This window comes from Bacteroides intestinalis DSM 17393 (genome assembly GCF_000172175.1).
Taxonomy (GTDB): Bacteria; Bacteroidota; Bacteroidia; order Bacteroidales; family Bacteroidaceae; genus Bacteroides; species Bacteroides intestinalis.
Map to the genome: position 1 here is coordinate 2,928,317 of NZ_ABJL02000008.1, position 21,649 is coordinate 2,949,965.

General features: G+C 40.9%; 21 protein-coding genes. All 21 read left to right on the forward strand.

The window, feature by feature from the left end; translation table 11 throughout:
- The first annotated feature begins 13 nt into the window (after nt 1–13).
- The 21 genes from BACINT_RS21120 (at nt 14) to BACINT_RS21220 (ending at nt 21,648) form a co-directional block, all read left to right on the forward strand.
- A complete protein-coding gene (locus tag BACINT_RS21120; RefSeq protein WP_007667103.1) occupies nt 14–406 on the forward strand; it encodes a bactofilin family protein in 393 nt (130 codons plus the stop codon).
- A 121-nt stretch (nt 407–527) separates the two neighbouring features.
- Nucleotides 528–2,057, forward strand: a complete 1,530-nt coding sequence (locus BACINT_RS21125) for an HAL/PAL/TAL family ammonia-lyase (protein ID WP_171032207.1) — start codon at nt 528–530, stop codon at nt 2,055–2,057.
- On the forward strand, nt 2,058–2,786 hold the full coding sequence (gene fabG, locus BACINT_RS21130) for a 3-oxoacyl-ACP reductase FabG (RefSeq protein WP_007667105.1): 729 nt from the start codon (nt 2,058–2,060) through the stop codon (nt 2,784–2,786).
- On the forward strand, nt 2,783–4,003 hold the full coding sequence (locus BACINT_RS21135) for a beta-ketoacyl-[acyl-carrier-protein] synthase family protein (RefSeq protein WP_007667106.1): 1,221 nt from the start codon (nt 2,783–2,785) through the stop codon (nt 4,001–4,003). The genes fabG and BACINT_RS21135 overlap by 4 nt, the downstream gene beginning before the upstream one ends.
- 7 nt (nt 4,004–4,010) lie before the next feature.
- The gene (locus BACINT_RS21140; RefSeq protein WP_007212332.1) at nt 4,011–4,268 is read left to right on the forward strand and encodes an acyl carrier protein; all 258 of its coding nucleotides are present in this window, start codon (nt 4,011–4,013) and stop codon (nt 4,266–4,268) included.
- Between the two features lie 5 nt (nt 4,269–4,273).
- The gene (locus tag BACINT_RS21145) at nt 4,274–5,158 is read left to right on the forward strand and encodes an LpxL/LpxP family acyltransferase (RefSeq protein WP_007667107.1); all 885 of its coding nucleotides are present in this window, start codon (nt 4,274–4,276) and stop codon (nt 5,156–5,158) included.
- 15 nt (nt 5,159–5,173) lie between these two features.
- Nucleotides 5,174–6,259 carry a methyltransferase gene (locus BACINT_RS21150; protein ID WP_007667108.1) on the forward strand — a complete coding sequence of 362 codons (1,086 nt, stop codon included), beginning with the start codon at nt 5,174–5,176 and terminating at the stop codon, nt 6,257–6,259.
- Nucleotides 6,256–6,690 (forward strand): hypothetical protein, encoded by a 435-nt coding sequence (locus tag BACINT_RS21155; RefSeq protein WP_007667111.1) that lies wholly within the window; start codon nt 6,256–6,258, stop codon nt 6,688–6,690. The genes BACINT_RS21150 and BACINT_RS21155 overlap by 4 nt, the downstream gene beginning before the upstream one ends.
- On the forward strand, nt 6,687–7,130 hold the full coding sequence (locus tag BACINT_RS21160; RefSeq protein WP_007215125.1) for an acyl-CoA thioesterase: 444 nt from the start codon (nt 6,687–6,689) through the stop codon (nt 7,128–7,130). The genes BACINT_RS21155 and BACINT_RS21160 overlap by 4 nt, the downstream gene beginning before the upstream one ends.
- Entirely contained in the window at nt 7,115–8,839 is a 1,725-nt protein-coding gene (locus BACINT_RS21165; RefSeq protein WP_007667114.1) for a beta-ketoacyl synthase N-terminal-like domain-containing protein, read from the forward strand. The genes BACINT_RS21160 and BACINT_RS21165 overlap by 16 nt, the downstream gene beginning before the upstream one ends.
- 1 nt (nt 8,840) lies before the next feature.
- A complete protein-coding gene (locus BACINT_RS21170) occupies nt 8,841–9,098 on the forward strand; it encodes a phosphopantetheine-binding protein (protein WP_007667115.1) in 258 nt (85 codons plus the stop codon).
- Nucleotides 9,098–10,288 (forward strand): beta-ketoacyl-[acyl-carrier-protein] synthase family protein, encoded by a 1,191-nt coding sequence (locus BACINT_RS21175; RefSeq protein WP_007667120.1) that lies wholly within the window; start codon nt 9,098–9,100, stop codon nt 10,286–10,288. The genes BACINT_RS21170 and BACINT_RS21175 overlap by 1 nt, the downstream gene beginning before the upstream one ends.
- On the forward strand, nt 10,288–11,244 hold the full coding sequence (locus tag BACINT_RS21180) for a beta-ketoacyl synthase chain length factor (protein WP_044155408.1): 957 nt from the start codon (nt 10,288–10,290) through the stop codon (nt 11,242–11,244). The genes BACINT_RS21175 and BACINT_RS21180 overlap by 1 nt, the downstream gene beginning before the upstream one ends.
- Nucleotides 11,241–11,909 (forward strand): polysaccharide deacetylase family protein, encoded by a 669-nt coding sequence (locus BACINT_RS21185; RefSeq protein WP_007667122.1) that lies wholly within the window; start codon nt 11,241–11,243, stop codon nt 11,907–11,909. The genes BACINT_RS21180 and BACINT_RS21185 overlap by 4 nt, the downstream gene beginning before the upstream one ends.
- Nucleotides 11,910–11,916: 7 nt before the next feature.
- Nucleotides 11,917–12,549, forward strand: coding sequence for a LolA family protein (locus BACINT_RS21190; protein ID WP_044155151.1), 633 nt, complete (start codon nt 11,917–11,919; stop codon nt 12,547–12,549).
- The gene (locus BACINT_RS21195) at nt 12,524–13,075 is read left to right on the forward strand and encodes a hypothetical protein (RefSeq protein WP_007667124.1); all 552 of its coding nucleotides are present in this window, start codon (nt 12,524–12,526) and stop codon (nt 13,073–13,075) included. The genes BACINT_RS21190 and BACINT_RS21195 overlap by 26 nt, the downstream gene beginning before the upstream one ends.
- 1 nt (nt 13,076) lies before the next feature.
- Nucleotides 13,077–13,454: an ApeI family dehydratase gene (locus BACINT_RS21200; RefSeq protein WP_007667125.1), complete on the forward strand. Its 378-nt coding sequence runs from the start codon at nt 13,077–13,079 to the stop codon at nt 13,452–13,454.
- Between the two features lie 2 nt (nt 13,455–13,456).
- The gene (locus BACINT_RS21205) at nt 13,457–14,647 is read left to right on the forward strand and encodes a DUF2062 domain-containing protein (protein ID WP_007667127.1); all 1,191 of its coding nucleotides are present in this window, start codon (nt 13,457–13,459) and stop codon (nt 14,645–14,647) included.
- The gene (locus tag BACINT_RS21210) at nt 14,644–18,501 is read left to right on the forward strand and encodes a trifunctional MMPL family transporter/lysophospholipid acyltransferase/class I SAM-dependent methyltransferase (RefSeq protein ID WP_007667129.1); all 3,858 of its coding nucleotides are present in this window, start codon (nt 14,644–14,646) and stop codon (nt 18,499–18,501) included. The genes BACINT_RS21205 and BACINT_RS21210 overlap by 4 nt, the downstream gene beginning before the upstream one ends.
- Entirely contained in the window at nt 18,498–19,988 is a 1,491-nt protein-coding gene (locus tag BACINT_RS21215) for a phytoene desaturase family protein (RefSeq protein WP_007667131.1), read from the forward strand. Before BACINT_RS21210 ends, BACINT_RS21215 begins: the two co-directional genes overlap by 4 nt.
- Nucleotides 19,981–21,648 carry a C45 family autoproteolytic acyltransferase/hydolase gene (locus tag BACINT_RS21220; RefSeq protein ID WP_007667133.1) on the forward strand — a complete coding sequence of 556 codons (1,668 nt, stop codon included), beginning with the start codon at nt 19,981–19,983 and terminating at the stop codon, nt 21,646–21,648. Before BACINT_RS21215 ends, BACINT_RS21220 begins: the two co-directional genes overlap by 8 nt.
- Nucleotide 21,649 lies beyond the last annotated feature (1 nt).

Consider the following 21,649-nt stretch of genomic DNA (forward strand, 5'->3'; position numbering starts at 1 on the left):
AAGTACATTTCATATGTTTAATTCGAAAAAAGGAATTGACGACAAGGTAAGTAATAAATTAACTACACTTTCCTGTCAAAGTTTAATAAAAGGTGATTGTTCCATCGATGGAGATATGCGCATCGACGGAATCGTAGAAGGAAATATTCAATGTACGGGTAAAATTGTTATTGGTCCCGAAGGAAGAATACACGGAAATCTTTCTTGTACACATGCCTGTCTACATGGAACTATCATCGGTGATGCTTATATAAAGGAAGAACTCACCCTGAAAGCTAATTGCGTGATGCAAGGTAATATTTATACCAGTAAATTGGAGATAGAATCACAAGCTAAATTCAATGGAACCTGTAACACGAATGATACCAATAATGAGATAAAATTATTGGAAGCAGTTACTGAATAACATTATTTACAATAGATTCAGTTTAACAAAACCATCTTGCTGAAAAAAGTTTTATCTTATATAGGCGTTCATTATTAATATAAAATAGCTACTTTTGCAGTATATATCAATGAAGTATACTATGATAGTCGGCAAATATATAAATTTGGGAACGCTCCAGGAACTACTGTTTAATGGTGAGAAGGTGATTATTTCTGATGAATGCATTCAAGAGGTAGATAAGGGTTTCCGTTTTTTGAAGGATTTTTCAAGTGATAAAATTATTTACGGAATAAATACAGGATTCGGGCCTATGGCTCAATATAGAATTGAGGATAAATCATTAACAGAACTACAATATAATATCATCAGAAGCCACTCTACCGGAGCAGGTAAACCATTACCTCCTCTTTATGTAAAAGCAGCAATGATTGCCCGGCTATTCACCTTTTTACAAGGAAAATCAGGTATACATACAGAATTGGTAGAACTACTTGTTAAATTCATTAATCTGGATATTTTTCCATATATACCGGAGCATGGCAGTGTAGGTGCCAGTGGCGATTTAGTCCAATTGGCCCATATAGCATTGACTTTGATCGGCGAAGGAGAAGTGTTCTATCAAGGACAACTACAACCTACCGCCCAGGTGCTTGAGAAGAATCATCTCAAACCTTTCTCTATCCACATTCGTGAGGGACTTTCAGTAACAAACGGTACTTCCGTCATGACGGGTATCGGCATTGTTAATCTGATTTATGCGCGTCAATTACTAAACTGGTCCGTATGCGCCTCAGTAATGATGAATGAGATTGCTGCATCCTATGATGATTTTGTTTCTCAGCCGCTAAACGATGCTAAGCTTCATAAAGGACAGCGGAAAATAGCTGAGGCTATGAGAGCCTGGATGTCGGGCAGCCAATGCACACGCAAGAGAGAAAACGAACTGTATGGACAGAAACACGAGGAAAAGATCTTCGAACATAAAGTACAGCCTTATTATTCGCTAAGATGTACTCCGCAGATACTGGGACCAATTTATGACACATTGATAAATACGGAAGAGGTATTAATCAACGAAATCAACTCAGCCTGTGACAACCCGATTGTTGATCCGGAAACCCAAAATGTATATCATGGTGGAAACTTTCATGGTGATTACATCTCTTTCGAAATGGATAAATTAAAAATTGCCATTACCAAACTGACAATGCTAAGTGAACGCCAGTTGAACTATCTGTTCCATGATCGTATCAACGGAATACTTCCCCCATTTGTCAATCTGGGAATACTGGGACTGAACTATGGATTGCAAGCTTCGCAATTCACAGCAACTTCCACTACTGCAGAGTGTCAGACACTATCCAACCCAATGTATGTGCATAGTATCCCTAACAACAATGACAATCAAGACATTGTGAGTATGGGAACGAACTCTGCATTAATAGCCAAAACAGTTATTGAGAATTCTTATCAAGTCATGAGTATTCTGTTTATGGGGATTGTACAGGCGGTGGATTATTTAAAGATACAAGATCAATTGAGTACGGAATCACGCAATGTGTACAATGAAATCCGGGCATTCTTTCCTGTATTTTCCCAAGATACTCCTAAATATAAGGAAATAGAGGCTATGAATGAATACTTGAAAAATAAGAAATTCAATTTATAAATGAAATACGCATTAATAACAGGCGGAAGCCGGGGCATAGGACGTGCTGTCAGCATCAAACTGGCAGAAAAAGGATATACCGTGCTGATTAATTATCAAAGCAATGATAAGGAAGCAGCCAATACCCTGCAACTCGTTCGAGAGCAAGGAGGAGATGGAGAACTACTAAAGTTCGATGTAAGCAGCCCGGCAGCAGTATCCGAAGCGTTAAACACCTGGAGTGCCCAACATCCGGACGAATATATTGAAGTACTGATTAACAATGCAGGAATTCGCAAAGACAATTTAATGCTCTGGATGACCGAACCTGAATGGAACGGAGTACTGAATACCAGCTTGAATGGGTTCTTTTATGTCACCCAGGCATTGCTTAAAAACATGTTAGTCAAACGTTTCGGCCGCATTGTCAATATAGTTTCGCTATCAGGCATCAAAGGTATGCCCGGACAAACAAATTATTCTGCAGCTAAAGGGGGTGTCATTGCCGCTACCAAGGCATTAGCCCAGGAAGTGGCAAAGAAGCATGTAACTGTCAATGCTGTGGCCCCCGGATTCATCCGTACGGAAATGACCGAAGACATCAATGAGAACGAATGGAAAAAGCACATCCCTACCGGGCGCTTCGGTGAACCGGAAGAAGTGGCTGATCTTGTAAGTTTCTTAGTTTCCCCCAACGCCTCTTATATCACAGGTGAGATTATTTCAATCAATGGAGGACTGCATACATGAGAAGAGTTGTCATTACAGGAATGGGAATTTACTCGTGCATCGGCAAGAATCTGAGCGAAGTAACAGACTCATTATATAACGGTAAATCGGGAATCGGCATCGATCCCCACCGGAAAGAAATGGGGTATATTTCTGCACTGACTGGTCTGCTGGAACGCCCTGATCTAAAAAAAATGTTGGACAGACGGAAACGTCTCTGCCTGCCTGAACAGGGAGAATATGCCTATCTGGCAAGTGTAGAAGCTTTCAAAAATGCAAGTATTGATGAAGCATTCTTGGAAACAAATGAAGTAGGAATACTGTATGGAAATGACAGTAGTACTGCACCGATTATTAACGCTGTAGATATTATCCGGGAAAAGAAGAATACCGTTCTGGTAGGTTCCGGTTCTATTTTCCAGTCGATGAATTCGACTGTATCTATGAACCTGTCGGTCATCTTCAAGCTCAGAGGAGTAAACTTCACAATCTCCGGTGCTTGTGCAAGCGGTTCACACGCCATTGGCATGGGTTATCTGCTAATCAAGTCAGGATTGCAAGAGTGTATTCTTTGTGGCGGTGCGCAAGAAGTAAATCCATTCTCAGTAGGTAGTTTCGACGGATTAAGTGCATTCTCTACCCGGGAAGATAAGCCTCAGCAAGCATCCAGACCCTTTGATAAAAGCAGAGACGGACTTGTGCCCAGCGGAGGTGGCGCCAGTCTAGTACTGGAAAGTTATGAATCAGCTGTTAAGCGAGGAGCACCCATATTGGCAGAAATTATCGGCTACGGTTTTTCATCCAATGGAGATCATATATCTGTTCCTAATATAGACGGCCCAAAGCGTTCATTGGAAATGGCCATCCGGAATGCCGGAATCGCATTGGATGAAATTAAATACATCAATGCGCACGCCACTTCTACTCCGATAGGTGATTTGAATGAAGCAAAAGCCATAGCAGAAGTATTTGAAGGACACCACCCGTATGTGGCTTCCACCAAGTCTATGACCGGTCACGAAATGTGGATGGCGGGTGCCAGCGAAGTTATCTATTCTACTTTAATGATGCAGAATAACTTCATTGCTCCCAACCTGAATTTCGAAGAACCGGATGAAGCCTCTGCCCAACTTAATATCCCCGCCCAACGAGTAAATATGGAATTTGATACATTCCTGTCGAACTCATTCGGATTCGGAGGAACCAATTCTACATTAATTATTAAAAAAGTAAAGTAATATAAGTATGACCCACGAAGAAATCATTGAAAAGATAAGAGAAACCTTATCCGAGGAATTTGAAGTAGATATCGATCTTATCCAGCCTGATGCTCCGCTCATGCAAACCCTTGAGTTAGACAGTCTGGACTTGGTAGATATGGTAGTGTTGATTGAAAAGAACTTCGGTTTTAACGTAACCGGACAAGATTTTGTCGGAATCAAAACGTTCCAGGACTTCTATAATCTCGTCATTACACGTATGGCCGAAAACAAAAACGAATAGACAAGATGTGGAAAGGTAAAACCCGTGGCGGCGTATCCGGATACCTGTTTTTCATTTATATGATCAGATATTGTGGAGTAAAGACTGCTTATGGTTTTCTGTCTCTGATCGTTCTTTATTTTATCCCTTTCGCTCCTAAAGCAACAAAGAGTATCTGGCAATATGCCCGCCGTATCTTAAGACGGAACCGCATACAATCGATGGGGCTATTGCTGAATAACTATTATCGTTTGGGACAGATACTCATAGACAAGGTAGCCATTGGAAATGGAATGATCGACAAGTATCATTTCAAGTTCAACCACTATCAGGAGTTTCTAAATGTATTGGATGGAGATCAGGGAGTAATCATGATCGGTGCACACGTTGGCAACTGGGAAATCGGAACACCTTTTTTCAATGACTACAGTAAGAAGATGAATGTGGTGATGTACGATGCCGAACATCAAAAGATTAAAGAAATACTGAAGAAGAACGGACAGCAGCAACCTTACAAGATTATACCAGTCAACAAAGATAATCTGGCACATATATTCAAAATTACAGAAGCACTGGATCATAAAGAATACGTCTGTTTTCAGGGAGACCGTTATCTGAATGCAGACAAACTGCTGACCTGTAAATTTATGGGACACGAAGCTTGTTTTCCAATCGGCCCTTTCCTATTGGCATCACGGATGAAAGTTCCTGTAGTTTTCTATTTTGCAATGAGAGAGGCTAAGCAAACCTATCATTTTCATTTTATACTGGCAGAAAAGGTATCCGGCTCAAAAGAGAAAAAGGCAGAGCAATTACTATTAGAACAATATGTGAACGCTCTGGAAAAAGTAATCAGCCAGTATCCCGAACAATGGTTCAACTATTATCCTTTCTGGAAGTCGCTTGAATAAACTAAAATCAACAAAATGAAACTATTTCCTTCTCTACAAAAGAGATATACCAAAGAACGATTCACTGCTGTGCAAGCACAGAGGTTGGCACAAGAAATCGCTTTTGGTCCCATTGTATTCCAAGTTTCACGCCTGATGCTGAAATTCGGTATTTTCCGTTTGCTTTCCGACAACCGGGAAGGTCTGTCACTGGAACAGATCAGCCAGAACACCGGATTGTCAAAGTATGCCACACAAGTTTTACTGGAAGCCTCACTCACCATAGGTACTGTATTGGTAAAAGACGATCAATATATACTGGCAAAGGCCGGATGGTTCCTGTTGAATGATGAGATGGCACAAGTGAACATGGATTTTAATCAGGACGTCAACTACAAAGGTCTGTTCCATCTGGAGGAAGCATTGCTAAATGGTCGCCCCGAAGGTTTGAAAGAATTGGGAAACTGGCCCACGATTTACGAAGGATTATCCAGTTTACCCGAGCAAGTGCAGAAAAGCTGGTTCGGCTTCGACCATTTTTATTCAGACAATTCTTTCGACCAGGCACTCGAAATCGTATTCAGCCACTCTCCCCGGACTCTGCTCGATGTAGGAGGCAATACAGGTAGATGGGCTACTAAATGTGTGCAATACAACGAGAAAGTAGAAGTTACCATTATGGATTTACCCCAACAACTGGAAATGATGAAACAAAAGACAGAAAATATTTCCGGTCACGAGCGTATTCATGGACATGGTGTAAATCTTCTCGATGAAAATGTACCTTTCCCGAAAGGTTTTGATGCGATCTGGATGAGTCAGTTTCTAGATTGCTTTTCTGAGAAAGAAGTTATCAGTATACTCTCACGAGCTGCTCAGTCCATGTCTACAGAAGGGCGACTCTACATTATGGAAACATTCTGGGACCGACAAAAATTCGAAACTGCTGCCTACTGCCTGACACAGATCAGTATATACTTTACTGCTATGGCAAATGGTAACAGCAAAATGTATCACTCCGACGATATGGCACGATGCATTCAAGAATCAGGGTTGGAAATAGAGGAAATATATGATAACCTGGGATTGGGACACAGTATTGTAAAATGTAAGCTGAAATGAAAAGAGCTCCTATCATATCCGGTGAAGGAATCCTGAACCTGATACCACAACGACCGCCAATCGTTATGGTAGATTCATTCTGTGGCATTGAAGATAATTGTTCCTATTCAGGTCTCACAGTCACTGACGATAATATCTTTTGCCAGGAAGGCAAATTGCAGGAAGCAGGTCTTGTTGAACACATAGCCCAATCGGCGGCGGCACGGATCGGATATATCTATTTACAGAAAAATGAACCGGTGCCCTTAGGCTTTATCGGTTCGGTAGATAAATTAACCCTTCATCGTTTGCCGGAGACAGGGCAGGAATTATTCACTGAAATTACGCTTATTCAGGAGGTATTCGATATTACTTTAGTATCTGCCTGTGTAAGTACTACGGAAGGAGTGATTGCAGAATGCCGGATGAAAATATTTTTAGATAAGAAATGAGGCAAAAAACGAATCTACATACGCCTGCACTCATTGACCGCACCACAATAAAGGTACGTTTCAGTGAAATAGACTCCATGCAAATCGTATGGCATGGTGAATATGTACGCTATTTTGAGGATGGAAGGGAGTCTTTCGGAAAGCATTATGGCTTAGGATATATGGATATCTACAGTGAAGGATATATGGTACCCATCGTTGAATTAAATTGCCAATTTAAGCAATCCTTATCCTTCGGTGAAGAAGTTATCATTGAAACCCGATACATTTCTTGTGAAGCTGCCAAGATTAAATTCGAATATGTACTATATCGGGCTACAGACAATAATATCGTTGCCACCGGAAGTACAACTCAGGTTTTTCTAAATACTAACAGGGAGCTGGAGTTAGCAACTCCGGCCTTTTATCAGGAGTGGAAAAAGAAATGGAACATCCTATAACTGTATATATCACAGCAGATACTCTGATCAGTTCTTTAGGAGCAAATACCCGGGAGAATATAAAAGCAATCCGGGAATATCAGAGCGGGATCACCAGGCATGAAGCAGGAATCATATCTGATACTTCTATATTAGCTGCCACTATTAAACCGGAACAATGGGAAAGAGCAAAGAATTTGGGTACGTACACACGCCTGGAACAACTATTCATACTAGCCATTCAAGATATTCTGTCCCATTCCGAAATGAATCTGGCGGATGAAGATTGTGGCCTCATCCTATCCACCACTAAAGGTAATATCGACCTGTTGGCCAATCATCCCGACACCCCTGATATCAGAGTTCATCTATGGGAAATGGGAAGAAGAATAAGCGAATATTTTCAGGCCGACAACCGGGTAGAAGTCATTTCTAATGCCTGCATATCAGGAGTATCCGCTCTGATTGTGGCAAAGCGATGGATCGAATCCGGCAGATACAAAAAAGTCATAGTAGCGGGAGGTGATATCCTCTCCCACTTCATTACCAGCGGATTTCTATCTTTCAGATCCATCAGTTCCGAAAGATGCTGCCCTTATGATGCCCGGAGAGACGGACTCAATTTAGGAGAGGCTTGTGGTGCTATCCTGCTGAGTTCGGAAGGAAACGATACGGATATCATCCTGTCCGGAGGAGCCATTAGTAACGATGCCAATCATATTTCAGGCCCGTCACGCACAGGAGACGGACTTTACCTCGCCATACGGCAGGCTATGGAAGAAGCTGCAGTCCTTGCCGAAGACGTTAGTTTCATGAACACACATGGAACGGCTACTGTCTATAACGATGAAATGGAATCGAAAGCTATTCATTTAGCCGGATTGGAAACCGTTCCGGTTCATAGTTTGAAATCTTATTTCGGTCATACTTTAGGGGCATCGGGAGTGATTGAATCTATTATCTGTATTCACGAACTAAAGGAAAACGTACTATTCGGTACATTAGGCTATGAAAAGCCCGGTGTCAGCATGCCTATTCTGGTGCAAGCTGACCATCAGGAAATACCCATGAAGCATTGTATCAAAACAGCATCCGGTTTCGGAGGTTGTAATGCTGCTATCGTATTGACACTTCCTGCATATCAGAAACAGCCCTCAAGCGTGCAATCACCGGTGACAGTTCATACGACCGCAACTGTTTCCATTGAGAATAGCTGTTTAAGTATGAATGGAGAAACCGTTTTTTCATCATCTGCCTCAAACTTTGCACAATTTATCCGCGAAGCATATAAAAATACAGGTGGAAGTAACATGAAATTCTACAAAATGGACGACCTTTGCAAACTGGGATATACTGCTGTTGAATATCTGTTGAAGGAGAAAAACTTTCAACCGGAAGAAATAGGGATATTGCTGGTTAATGCTGCCGCCTCACTGAATACGGATATTCGTCATCAGATGATTATCAATCAGGAAGGTGACCATGCAGCCAGTCCGACGGTATTTGTATACACTCTGCCTAACGTTGTAGCTGGTGAGATATGTATCCGTCATAAAATACAAGGAGAAAATACTTTCTTTATAGAAAAAGAATTCGATGCGGACAAATTGAAAGAATATGCACAAATTGTAATGAAGAAAGGTAATTTAAAAGCTTGCATCACCGGATGGTGCAACCTTTTAATGGAAGAGTATAAAGCTGATTTCAAACTAATAGAAGTACAACATTGATATGGAAGAATTAATAGAAAAACTAAAAAGAGAATTAATAGAAGAACTGAATCTTGAAGAAGTCACACCCGAAGAGATCAATCCCAATGAGCCTCTGTTTGGTGACGGTGGTTTAGGACTTGATTCTATTGACGCACTTGAAATTATTCTTATTTTAGAGCGTAACTATGGAATCAAAATAAAGAATCCTGCAGAAGGGAAACAGATTTTCTACTCAATACGTACATTAGCTAACTATATCTCTGAAAATCAGAAATAATGAAGATATATGTAACCGGTTTAGGTGTTGTTTCAGGTATCGGTCTGGGTGTTGCAGAAAATATAGCTTCACTCAGGAAACATCAGCATGGTATGGGGAAAGTCACTCTTTTCCCTACGGAACTGGATGTACCCGTATCAGAGGTAAAATACAGCAATGAAGAACTAAAACAGTTACTCTCTTTAGATATACAAAAAACGTTTTCACGAACAGCCTTATTAGGCATGTTAGCTGCCCGGGAAGCAGTCGATGACGCCCGGTTAGATTTGAATACTTTGCGTGTAGGTCTCATTTCTTCCACCTCTGTAGGTGGTATGGATTTGAGTGAACATTTCTACAATGCCTTTAAAAAGGACAATAGAAAAGGAAGATTACGGGAAGTCATCTCTCATGACTGCGGTGCAAGTACTGAAATGATAGCGGATTATCTGAAAGTAAATGACTTTGTAACCACTATCAGTACAGCCTGTTCATCAGCAGCTAATGCTATCATGTTAGGAGCCCGCATGATCAGGAATGGCCAACTGGACGCTGCCATTGTAGGAGGTACGGACGCCTTGTGCAAGTTTACCCTCAACGGTTTCAATTCACTTATGATTTTGGATAAGGAACACTGCCGTCCTTTTGACGCATCCCGTGCAGGCCTCAACTTAGGAGAAGGAGCCGGATATATTGTCCTTCAATCAGAGAAATTACTCCGGAAAGAGCCTTATTGCTTATTAAGCGGATATTCGAATGTGAATGAAGCTTTTCATCAGACCGGCAGTTCACCCGAAGGAAACGGACCATTCTGGTCCATGACAGAAGCCATAGCTAAAAGTGAAATTTTTCCCGAAGAGATTGATTATATCAATGTACATGGCACAGGAACTCCAAGTAATGATCTTTCAGAAGGACTTGCTATCCGACGGATTTTTGATGATAAAATTCCTCCGTTCAGTTCTGTCAAAGCGTTTATCGGTCATACATTAGGGGCTTCGGAAGGAATTGAAGCGGTTTATTCTGTTCTCTCCGTATATCATGGTTTCATCTATCCCAATCTGAACTTCAAAGAACCTATAGAAGAAAACATGTTGATGCCCGAAACCTCATTCCGCGAGGGACTACCCATTCGTAATGTACTATCGAATTCATTTGGATTCGGTGGAAATGATTCTTCGATCCTGTTTTCCACATTAAAAGAGAGATGATGCTACCTGTCTATATCAATCATATTGCTACTATTCACGCGGATACTGCTTCCGGAGAATCCCTTTATTTATCCGCCAACGAACCGGATTACAAGAGTATTATCACAAATGCCGCACTACGGAGGCGTATGAGCCGGATCATCAAAATGGGAGTTGCCTGCGGATTGGAATGTATCAGTACCCTACCTTCCGAAAAAGTACATGCGATCATCACTGCAACCGGACTCGGATGCCTGGCAGATACAGAGAAGTTTCTGAATACAATCATTGAGAATAAAGAACAACTACTGAACCCAACCCCCTTTATCCAGTCAACCTTCAATACCATCGGAGCTCAAATAGCATTACTCCGCCAGATACATGCTTACAACATGACGTATGTACACCGGGGATTGAGTTTCGAAAGTGCACTATTGGACGGTATGATGAGAATCTGGGAAGGTGATGAAAATGTCCTTGTAGGAGCTATTGATGAAATCACCCCTAACAGCCACGCCATACAACAACGTCTGGGACTACTAAGAGGCATACAAGCAGGCGAAGGTGCCCAGTTCTTCCTGCTGGGACGAGAAGCCACCGAATCCACATTAGCAGAACTTGCCGGTATATCGACTTTTATTCATGCGAACAGTACGCAGGAAGTAGCCGAAAAGGTTCATTGCTTTTTGCAAAGCAACCGATTAACTGCCGGACAAATCGATTGGTTTGTTACCGGTAAGAATGGAAACTCAAAAGAAGATACCCTGTATACTGATTTAGAAAACGACTTGTTCCCCACAGCAACATGCAGCATCTTTAAGAATGAATGTGGTGAATATCCTACGGCATCTTCCTTTGCTTTATGGAAAGTGGCTAAAACTTTTGAAGAGAATCTAAATCCGGGACGGACAGTTCTGATATATAATCATTATCACTCCATTAACCATTCACTTATTTTAATCCGGAAAAGACAATGATAGTAGAAATCCTGATCACATTACTGATTATCTTTCTCGTCTACGCATCTTGCAACATCCGTTCTAACATCTATCTCAAGGTATTTTGCAAGAAACAGACTGAAGATAAAATTGTAGCTATCACCTTTGATGATGGACCGGACCCGGTACAAACCCCCAAAGTATTACAAGTACTCAAAGAACAACAAATACCGGCTTGTTTCTTCTGCATCGGTCACAAAGTACAAGAGAATGAAGAGTTGATCCGACAAATCATCAACGAAGGACATCTGATTGGTAATCATTCCTTTACCCATACCAATCATTTTCCCTTGTACAGTCTGTCGCGGATGAAAAAAGACTTGCAAGCTTGCCAGTTTGCATTAGAACGAGTAACTTCGCAGAAAATCAAGTTATTCCGCTCACCGTTTGGAGTCACAAATCCTACTATAGCAAAAGCTGTCCGCATATTGGGATACACTCCTGTTGGCTGGAATATCAGAACACTCGATACACTGCAACCTTCCAAAGAGAAGGTTTTGAAGCGTATTCAGAAAAGGTTACGCCCCGGTTCTATCATCCTTCTACACGATCGGATGCCGGACAGTGACCTGTTATTAAAAGAGATACTTAACTTAATTAAAGAACAGGGATATACAGTTGTCCGTCTGGACAGCATGTTGTAAAAGCATTATGAGAACCATACTAATAACATTATCAATGATATTGGGCATTTCCTATACCCATGCCCAGACAATGAAGAAGCTAATCCATACCCAGGATTTTGAAAACCGTCTGGCAAAGGAAGCACAAACCATGCAGTCCATTGAAAGTGACTTTACACAAGTGAAGTATTTGGATATTCTGGATGAGAAAGTAACCTCCAAAGGAAAGTTCTATTATCAAAAGAGCGGCAAAATACGTATGGAGTACGCCCAACCCATCAACTACCTAATAGTTATAAACGACTCCCGGCTTAAAATTGTATCGGACGGTAAAAAGAGCGTTATGAGCCTAACCGCCAATAAGATGATGAATCAAATGCAAGATATGCTCACAGCTTGCATGATAGGCGATCTCTCAAAAATGTCTTCCGACTACAAACTGGAATATTTTGAAAATGATTCCTATTATATAGTGAAGATTAAGCCGGTCAATAAAGCCATACAAGCCTACATTTCGGAAATTGAAATATACCTGGATAAGAAAGATATGTCGGTTTACAAATTGCGTCTTTCCGAAACAGCCACCAATTATACGGAATATGAGTTCTACAACAAGAGATTTAATGCTTTGAAAGATGAAACAAAGTTTTCTATTCGCTAATCTGATCTTTATTCTGTATCTATTCACTTCCTGCGGTTCCTCAAAAACAATAGCAGGAGATGCCACATCTCATGTGACACCTATCATTTGCGCTGAAGAATATTCGCAAAAATACAATATGCAGTTAGACTTCATGAAGCATCACTTCAGCGGTTTATTAATTGTACGGAAATTGCCGGATAATGAAATAAGAATATTGGCATCTACTTACTTTGGACTCAGTCTTTTTGATTTTTCACTTCGGGAAAATGAATTTCAAGTCAACAGTTGCATAGAGCCCATGAAGAAAAAGAAAATGCTGCTATTACTGGAAACAGACTTCAAGAATCTATTTTTAAGTGGAAAGAATATCCGCATCAAAAAGAAAAGCGGTACCTTTGAAAAAAGAGTCACAGGCAGGGGATTCGGAAGAACAGTATTCTATCTATCGGAGTTCAACTCTGGACATCCCGAACAGATAAAAATCAAACATCCCTGGTTGCGACTAAGTATACAGTTGGACAAATTAAAAGAAAACCCAAACTAATATGGCTGAACTTCTTCCCAATTTCTATAAAGTCACGCACTCTGAGCATATCAATGAAACAGACTGGGTAGTGCAAGTCATGCTCAACCCACAACATGCTATTTATAACGGACACTTTCCACAACAACCCGTAGTTCCGGGCGTTTGTATGCTGCAAATAATAAAAGAGTGCATAGAAAAAATACAGCAAGCTCCCCTGCAATACAAGCAGATAGCATCATGCAAGTTTCTTTCTGTTATAAATCCGAATGAAACACCGGAATTAAAGCTCTCATTAACTATCAAGAATAACGAAACGGATACATTCCATATTCTGGCTGAAGGAGCATCTTCAAAAGATATCTGTATCAAATTAAAAGCACAACTAATCGGCAAATAAACATGGAAGAACGTAGCGAGGAACTATGGCATGAGAAAGCTAGGCAACTTGGTATTGTAGTTATTATACCTACCTACAATAATGAAAAGACGCTGACTACCGTAATTGAAGATGTACTCTTTTATGTAGAAAATATCATCGTTGTCAATGACGGCTCTACCGATAGCACCCCTACTCTTCTGGAAAACTATCCGAACCTGCATATCATCACCCATCCTACCAATAAAGGAAAAGGAACTGCCTTAAAGAACGGATTAAAACAGGCCAAAGCAGCCGGCTACCGATATGCCATCACTATAGATTCCGATGGACAGCATTTTGCTTCGGATATTCCTATTTTCATGGAAGAAATAGAAAAAGAACCGGATACGTTGTTGGTAGGTGCCCGCAATCTGACTTCGGACAATATGCCTGGCAAGAATACTTTCGCCAATAAGTTCTCCAACTTCTGGTTTAAACTTGAAACCGGAGTAAAGCTTCAGGATACCCAATCGGGTTACCGGCTCTATCCATTACATAAAATCAATGTGCAGAGATTCTACTATACCGCTAAATATGAATTTGAACTTGAAGCACTAGTATTTGCAGTATGGGGAGGAACTACAGTCCGCAATATACCCATACATGTCTATTATCCGCCCCAGGAAGAACGTGTCTCACACTTCCGTCCTTTCCGGGATTTCACCCGCATCAGTATATTGAATACCTTCTTAGTGTTCATTACTTTCCTCTGGATTTATCCGCGTAACTTCTTCCGGAAACTAACCTGGAGTAATTGCCGGAAATTCTTCCGGACTCACATTACACAGTCCGAAGAATCGAATCTGAAAATTACCTATGCCATTATGTTAGGTGTATTTATGGGAATAGTCCCGATTTGGGGATACCAGATGCTTGCCACTTTATTTTTGGCTCATGTGCTTAAACTCAACAAAGTAATAGCCATTGTAGCAGCTAATATCAGTATTCCTCCCATGATTCCTTTCCTATTATATGGCAGTTACCTGACAGGGTGTAAAGTACTGAACAGACCGGTTGAACTTCATCTTACCAATATTTCATTGGAAAATGTGAAATCGGTTTTAGAGCAATATTTAATTGGAAGTGTTATCTTTGCAACCGCTTGTAGTATATTGGCAGGTATTATAACGATCAGCCTGCTCACTATATACAGAAGGCCGAAAACAACATGACTCAGTTCTTTATCAGACTATATAATTATTTTCAAAGACACAAAGTTCTCTTCTATTTGTCACTCTGTGTTTGTGTCCTTTTTATGGGGTACTTCGCCTGGCAAGTCAGGTTTGAAGAGAATGTGACCCGTTTCTTTCCTGATACGAAAAACAGCCAGAACATCACCAAAGTATTTGATAACCTAAAAATAAAGGATAAGATTATCATCTTAATCTCTCCTGCCGACTCTACAGTAACTCCGGATTTAATGATAGAGGCCGGAGACCAACTGAAACAAAACTTATTAGAAGAGTCTAACCAAACCTGGATTAAAGATATCTTTTCGGAAGTAGATGAAACAACCATTGAAAAAGCAACAGATTTTGTTTATGAAAACCTTCCGCTGTTCCTGACGGAAAAAGACTATCAGCACTTCGACTCACTCTTAACGCAGGAAGGAATAGAAGCCATGATGCGAAAGAACTATACCAACCTTATTTCTCCCGCAGGTATAGCATTGAGAGGTTATATACAAAGAGATCCGTTAGGACTTGGGAACAACGTCTTAAAGCATTTGCAGGATTTTCAGTTGGAAACCAATTATGAAATCAACAACGGACACATCTTTTCGAAGGACGGAAATACATTGCTGATGTTTATGACTCCGGTATTCGGAACAGGAAGTACCGGTGAGAATGAAAATCTGATCCGAATACTTGAAAATGAGTTGCAACAGGTTCAGAACGAGTATCCTTCCATTCACGTATCTTACTTTGGAGGTCCCTCTGTCAGTGTCTATAATGCGCGACAGATTAAAAAAGATACCATTATTACTTCTTCGATCGCACTGCTGATTATCATTGTTTTCATCTCGCTGGTGTTTAAGCACAAGAAATCAATCCCTCTCATTGTCACTCCCGTTTTATTCGGGGGATTGTTCGCTTTATGCCTGATCTACTTTATTCAGGGATATATTTCTGCAATTGCCGTAGGTGCCGGATCTGCTATTCTGGGTATTGCGCTGAGTTACTCCATACACATGCTGGCCCATCAAAATCATGTTTCTACTGTCCAGCAATTGATTAAAGAAATAACTTATCCGCTTACAGTAGGCAGCTTTACTACAATAGGTGCATTCTTCGGACTTACTTTTACCACTTCCGAATTGCTACGCGATTTCGGTTTGTTTGCTTCTCTGGCACTTATTGGTACTACTCTTTTCTGTCTTATTTACCTTCCACACTTCCTAAAAGGACAAGCAGATGTGAAGCAAGGCAGGGTCTTACGCTTTATTGAAAAAATCAATGCCTATCCTTATGAAAAGAACAAATGGTTAGTAGGTGGTATCGTTATTATTACCCTCATCGGCTTATTTACTTCACAGAAAGTCAAGTTTAACGAAGACATGATGAGCCTCAACTATGAACCTCAGCACTTAAAACAAGCAGAGGCTAGACTGGAACAGCTTTTCAATGCCCAAGAGAAAACCGTACTTTTTGTCAGTGTAGGTAAGAACATGACGGAAGCACTCGAAAGCTATGCAAATACCAATCAGCACTTATCCACTTTTAAAGAGCAAGGGCTTATTAAAGCATATGCATCTGCCGAGCAATTCTTAATTTCACCGGAAGAACAGCAAAAGCGTCTGGAACAATGGAACCAGTATTGGGGAGAGTCGGGAAAGATATCAACTATTCGCAAATACATAGAAGACGCTGCCCGTACCTATCACTTCCGGGAAGGTAGTTTCAATGCATTTTACCAATGGTTAGAACATCCATTCCAGCCCTATAATTATCAGGACGATACAAATAGTATCGCCACTACCCTACTAAACGAATGGCAAACAAGTGCTGACTCCATCACGATGCTCATTACCCAGGTACGCATCACTGATGATAATAAGGAAGAAGTCTATCAACAATTCAAGGATAATACGGATGTTGTAGTCTTCGACCGGAGTTATTTCACTAATCAATGGGTCTCTACCATCCATAACGACTTTTACCTGATACTTTATATTTCTTCGTTCCTTATATTCCTGGCTCTATTGATTTCGTACGGGCGTATAGAATTAACCCTGATCAGTTTCCTGCCTATGCTTATCAGCTGGACCATTATTTTGGGCCTGATGGGGATTCTGGGTATCGAATTCAACATTATCAATATTATCCTCTCTACTTTCATTTTCGGTATCGGAGACGACTTCAGTATCTTCATCATGGCTGGACTCCAAAACAAATACCGGACAGGAAAAGCGATCCTGAATTCCCATAAGACAGCTATTTTCTTCTCTGCATTCACAGCCGTTGTGGGAATGGGAACTTTAGTATTTGCCAAACATCCCGCCCTGCAATCCATTTCACTGATTTCCATCCTTGGAATGGCTGCGGTGGTATTAGTAGCCTATACCATACAACCTATTATTTTCCAGTTCTTTATTGCTAAACCGGCTGCTAAGGGATTGCCCCCGTATACCTTGATAGGCTTACTCCGCACAATCATCCTTTTCATGCTCTTCGTTACAGGATGCATCATTCTGAGAATTTTCATTTTCTTATTATACCTCATTCCGGTACGCCGCAGTTATAAGCAGCAGCTTGTTTGCCGGATTATCAACATTACTTGCAAAGGTATATTGGTAGTGGCAACATTTGTACGTAAAGAACACATCAACGTAACCAATGAGACATTCAAAAAGCCGGCTATCATAATAGCCAATCACCAGTCTTTCATTGATATCCTGGAGTTATTATCTTTTTCCCCGAAGATTATCATGATAACCAATCACTGGGTATGGAACTCTCCGGTATTTGGAAAAATCATTCAATATGCAGGCTTCTTCCATGTAGACGAAGGATATGAACTTTGTGTGGAACGGATGCGGGAAAAAGTAAGAGAAGGATACTCCATTGCCATTTTCCCCGAAGGTACCCGAACCTATGACGGCAAGATGAAACGTTTTCATAAAGGTGCTTTCTATTTATCAGAAACTCTGCAATTGGATATTATTCCTATTCTGCTATACGGCAATGGAGAGATTATAGCCAAGGCACAACCTTTCTATGTCCGCAAAGGCATTATTTACTCTAAAATATTGCCTCGCATACTTTATAACGATGATTCATTCGGAACTACCTATCAGGAACGTACCAAGCGCATCTCTTCCTATATGAAAGAAGAATATGCACGTATTTGCCTGGAAAAGAATACACCGGCGAATCCGGCATTTTATGAGGCGTTGGTACTGAACTATATCTATAAAAGTCCTGTCATCGAGTGGTACATCCGTATCAAAGTAAAGATGGAACACAATTACCAATTATTCAATCAACTGATTCCGATGAAAGGACAGATTACGGATATCGGTTGTGGTCTGGGTCCTCTGTGTTATATGCTGTCTATGATATCCAAAGAAAGGCAAATATTAGGAATCGATTATGACGAAGATAAAATAGCTATAGCTCAACACGGTTGGCTTCGTGGAGAAAACCTTCGCTTTGAACATGCTGACGCATCGGTTTATGAGTTCCCGGAAAGTGACGTCTTCATCCTGAATGACGTATTGCATTACATGAATTATGAACATCAACATGACTTGTTAGTGAAATGTGCCAATCTTCTTCGTCCTGAAGGAATGATTATCGTACGTGATGGAAATTCCGCTGAGACCCATAAACATCGGCTAACCCGCCTCACGGAAGTTCTCTCTACCCAAGTTGTCAAGTTCAACCGCACTACGGATGAGCTCTGCTTCACTTCCGAAGCTCAAATTCAGAGCATAGCCCAGGAGTGTGGAATGGAAGTAAAGACTATCCGCAACGATAAATATACATCAAATACCATCTATATACTTAAAAAACAATTGCCATGAGTAAGTATGACATCATCATCATTGGAAGCGGGTTAGGTGGCCTTGAATGTGGAGCCATACTTAGTAAAGAAGGGTATAACGTATGTGTGCTCGAAAAGAACGAACTGTTTGGAGGATGCTTTCAGACCTATCGCCGGAAAGGACATTTGTTGGATACAGGAATTCATTATATAGGTAGTCTGGACGAAGGACAAGTCATGAATCAGTTTTTCCGGTATGTAGGAATCATGGATCACCTCAAAGTCCGGAAACTGGATGAAAATGCTTTTGATAAGATTTTCTATAAGAATCGTGTATATGATTACGCAATGGGATACGAACGTTTTATCGATACCCTTTGCCAATCATTTCCTCACGAAAAAGAAAATCTCCGGCAATATACAACGTTACTGAAAGAAGTAGGCAATCTGATCAGTGTGGACAATCTGAAGAAAGGTATTATTTCTACTGAAGGAATGAAGTTCTTCAATACCTCAGCAGCAGGAATGATAGATAAGATTACCACTAATCCTGATTTGCAATCGGTATTGGCCGGCTCGGCACTTCTGTATGGTGGTTTAAGAGAACATTCCAACTTCTATGAACACGCCATGATTAACAACTCCTACATACAAGGAGCCTATCGGTTCATTGACGGAAGTATGCAAGTGGCCTCTGAAATGATAAATGTAATACGCACTCATGGCGGAACAGTTTTGAACAACAGTGAAGTCACCCGTATCATTGTAGAGAACAACCAGGCAGCAGGGGTAGAGATAAACCGTGCAGAACGGATAGAAAGCAAATACATCATCTCTAACGTACACCCCAAACAAACATTAACCTTGCTGGACAAAACCCGCTGTATCAAAAATGCCTATATCTCCCGTATTAATTCTTTAGAAAACACATACGGCATTTTCACTCTCTATCTGATCATGAAAGAGAAAAGTTATCCATATCTGAATCAGAATCTCTATCTGCATGGAGACAATGATGTATGGTATGATAAGAAAGTCAATATGGGATATACCACCAATTGCATGATCTCCACACAAGCATCTTCCCGCAACAGTGATTATGCGGACGTCATTTCCATTCTGACTCCCATGTATATAGACGAACTGTCCGCCTGGCAAAATACACTTCCCGAACAACGAGGTGAAGACTATAAAACCTTCAAAATGGAAAAAGCCAGGCAATTGTTGGAGTTCATCAAGAGTCACGGGATCGATTTTACCGATCACATCGAGACTATGTATACCACTACTCCACTTAGCTACAGAGACTTTACAGGTACTTGCGACGGTTCTGCCTATGGAATTATCAAAGATTACAAATGTCCGCAAATAGGTTTTGTTTCCACCCGAACCAAACTGGGAAACTTATTTCTCACGGGACAGAATCTAAATGTCCACGGTGCTTTAGGAGTTACATTAACCTCCATCATCACTTGTGGCGAATTACTCGGACATGAATATTTAGCTAAACGAATAGGCCATGCATAAGATATTAAAGAAAACAATTAAATATACGGCATGTGGCATAGGAATACTTCTCTTTGCCATCATCCTCTTTGTTAGCATTCTCTATTTCTCTGCGGATATGCTGACTCCCGACTACACCCCAAAAGCCAACGGAGAATTGGTACAGACAGATAGTCTTCGGGAATATGCGGGCAATTATCTGCGGCAAAGCAACAGTGGCCTGTGGGAATTGAAGGTGAGTGGTGACGCATTCCAGCGCGGTGAGGTCATAGGCAAACTTTCTTCTGATTTACTATATTATCAGGAGAAAGTCTTTGTTGACCAGATACGCGAAATCGTACCTTCTGACAATTATCTTAAGTTTCTCCGCTTCTTCATCGTACTTTTTAACCGTAATTTAGGAGAGAATGTCCCGGAAGAATTCAGAGATGAAATTTATGGCATTTCGCTCTCCTGTACCCATGAGTACGACTTTATCGGTACTCCCTACGAGCGCCAGCTCAATTATCATTCGGCTCACGATCTGGGACATGCCATGCAAGATTACATGTTGGTAGGTTGCAGTTCCTTTGCCACCTGGGGAGAAAACAGTGCCGACTCCTCCCTCATCATCGGACGCAATTTTGATTTTTACATGGGGGATAAGTTTGCACACAACAAACTGGTATCTTTTTATCAGCCCGAGCAAGGCTATAAATTTGCATCCGTGGGTTGGCCGGGTATGATCGGTGTACTTTCGGGTATGAATGAAACCGGACTCACGGTGACTATCAATGCTGCAAAATCGGATATGCCGACTGCTTCCGCCACTCCCATCTCTATCCTGACCAGAGAAATACTGCAATATGCCTCAACAATTGATGAAGCTTATGCCATCGCTTTGAAGCGAAAAACATTTGTTTCCGAATCCATACTGATCGGTTCTGCACAGGATGGCAGAGCCGCTATCATTGAAAAGTCACCGGAGAAGACGGCACTTTTTACAAGTAGCGGTAATCAGATTATTTGTACCAACCATTATCAATCAGATACTTTCCGCAACGATGAATGCAACCAGGAAAACATTGCGACTTCCGATAGTCCCTATCGTTTTGCCCGCCTGCAAGAACTGTTGAAAGAGAATAAGCCTATCGATCCAATGAAAGCTGCTTCCATACTCCGCAACCAAAAAGGATTGGACAATATTGATTTGGGCATGGGTAATGAAATGGCTATCAATCAACTCATAGCCCATCACTCTGTTATTTTCCTACCGGAGAAACAGATCATGTATGTATCCACTTCTCCCTGGCAATGCGGCAAGTATATGGCATACGATCTAAACAAAATATTCAGCGATGCTGTAGATTTCCATCACGAAATCGCCACTTTGAGTCTGACTATTCCGGAGGACAACTTTATCAAGCAAGCAAACTATAAACAGTTTATGGCTTATAAACAGCTAACGAAGCTCATCCGGGAAAAGACCCAGCGGAAAGAAACAATAGAAACAAAGGTTCTGAATCTTTATGAGGCATCCAATCCTTCGCTCTATTACGTTTACGAAGTATTGGGAGATTATTATGCTGCAATACAACAAATTGATACAGCCATAACCTATTGGCAGAAAGCACTAACAATGCCCATACCCAAACAAGCTGAAAAAGTACGAATCCAACAAAAAATCAATAAAAACCAATAAT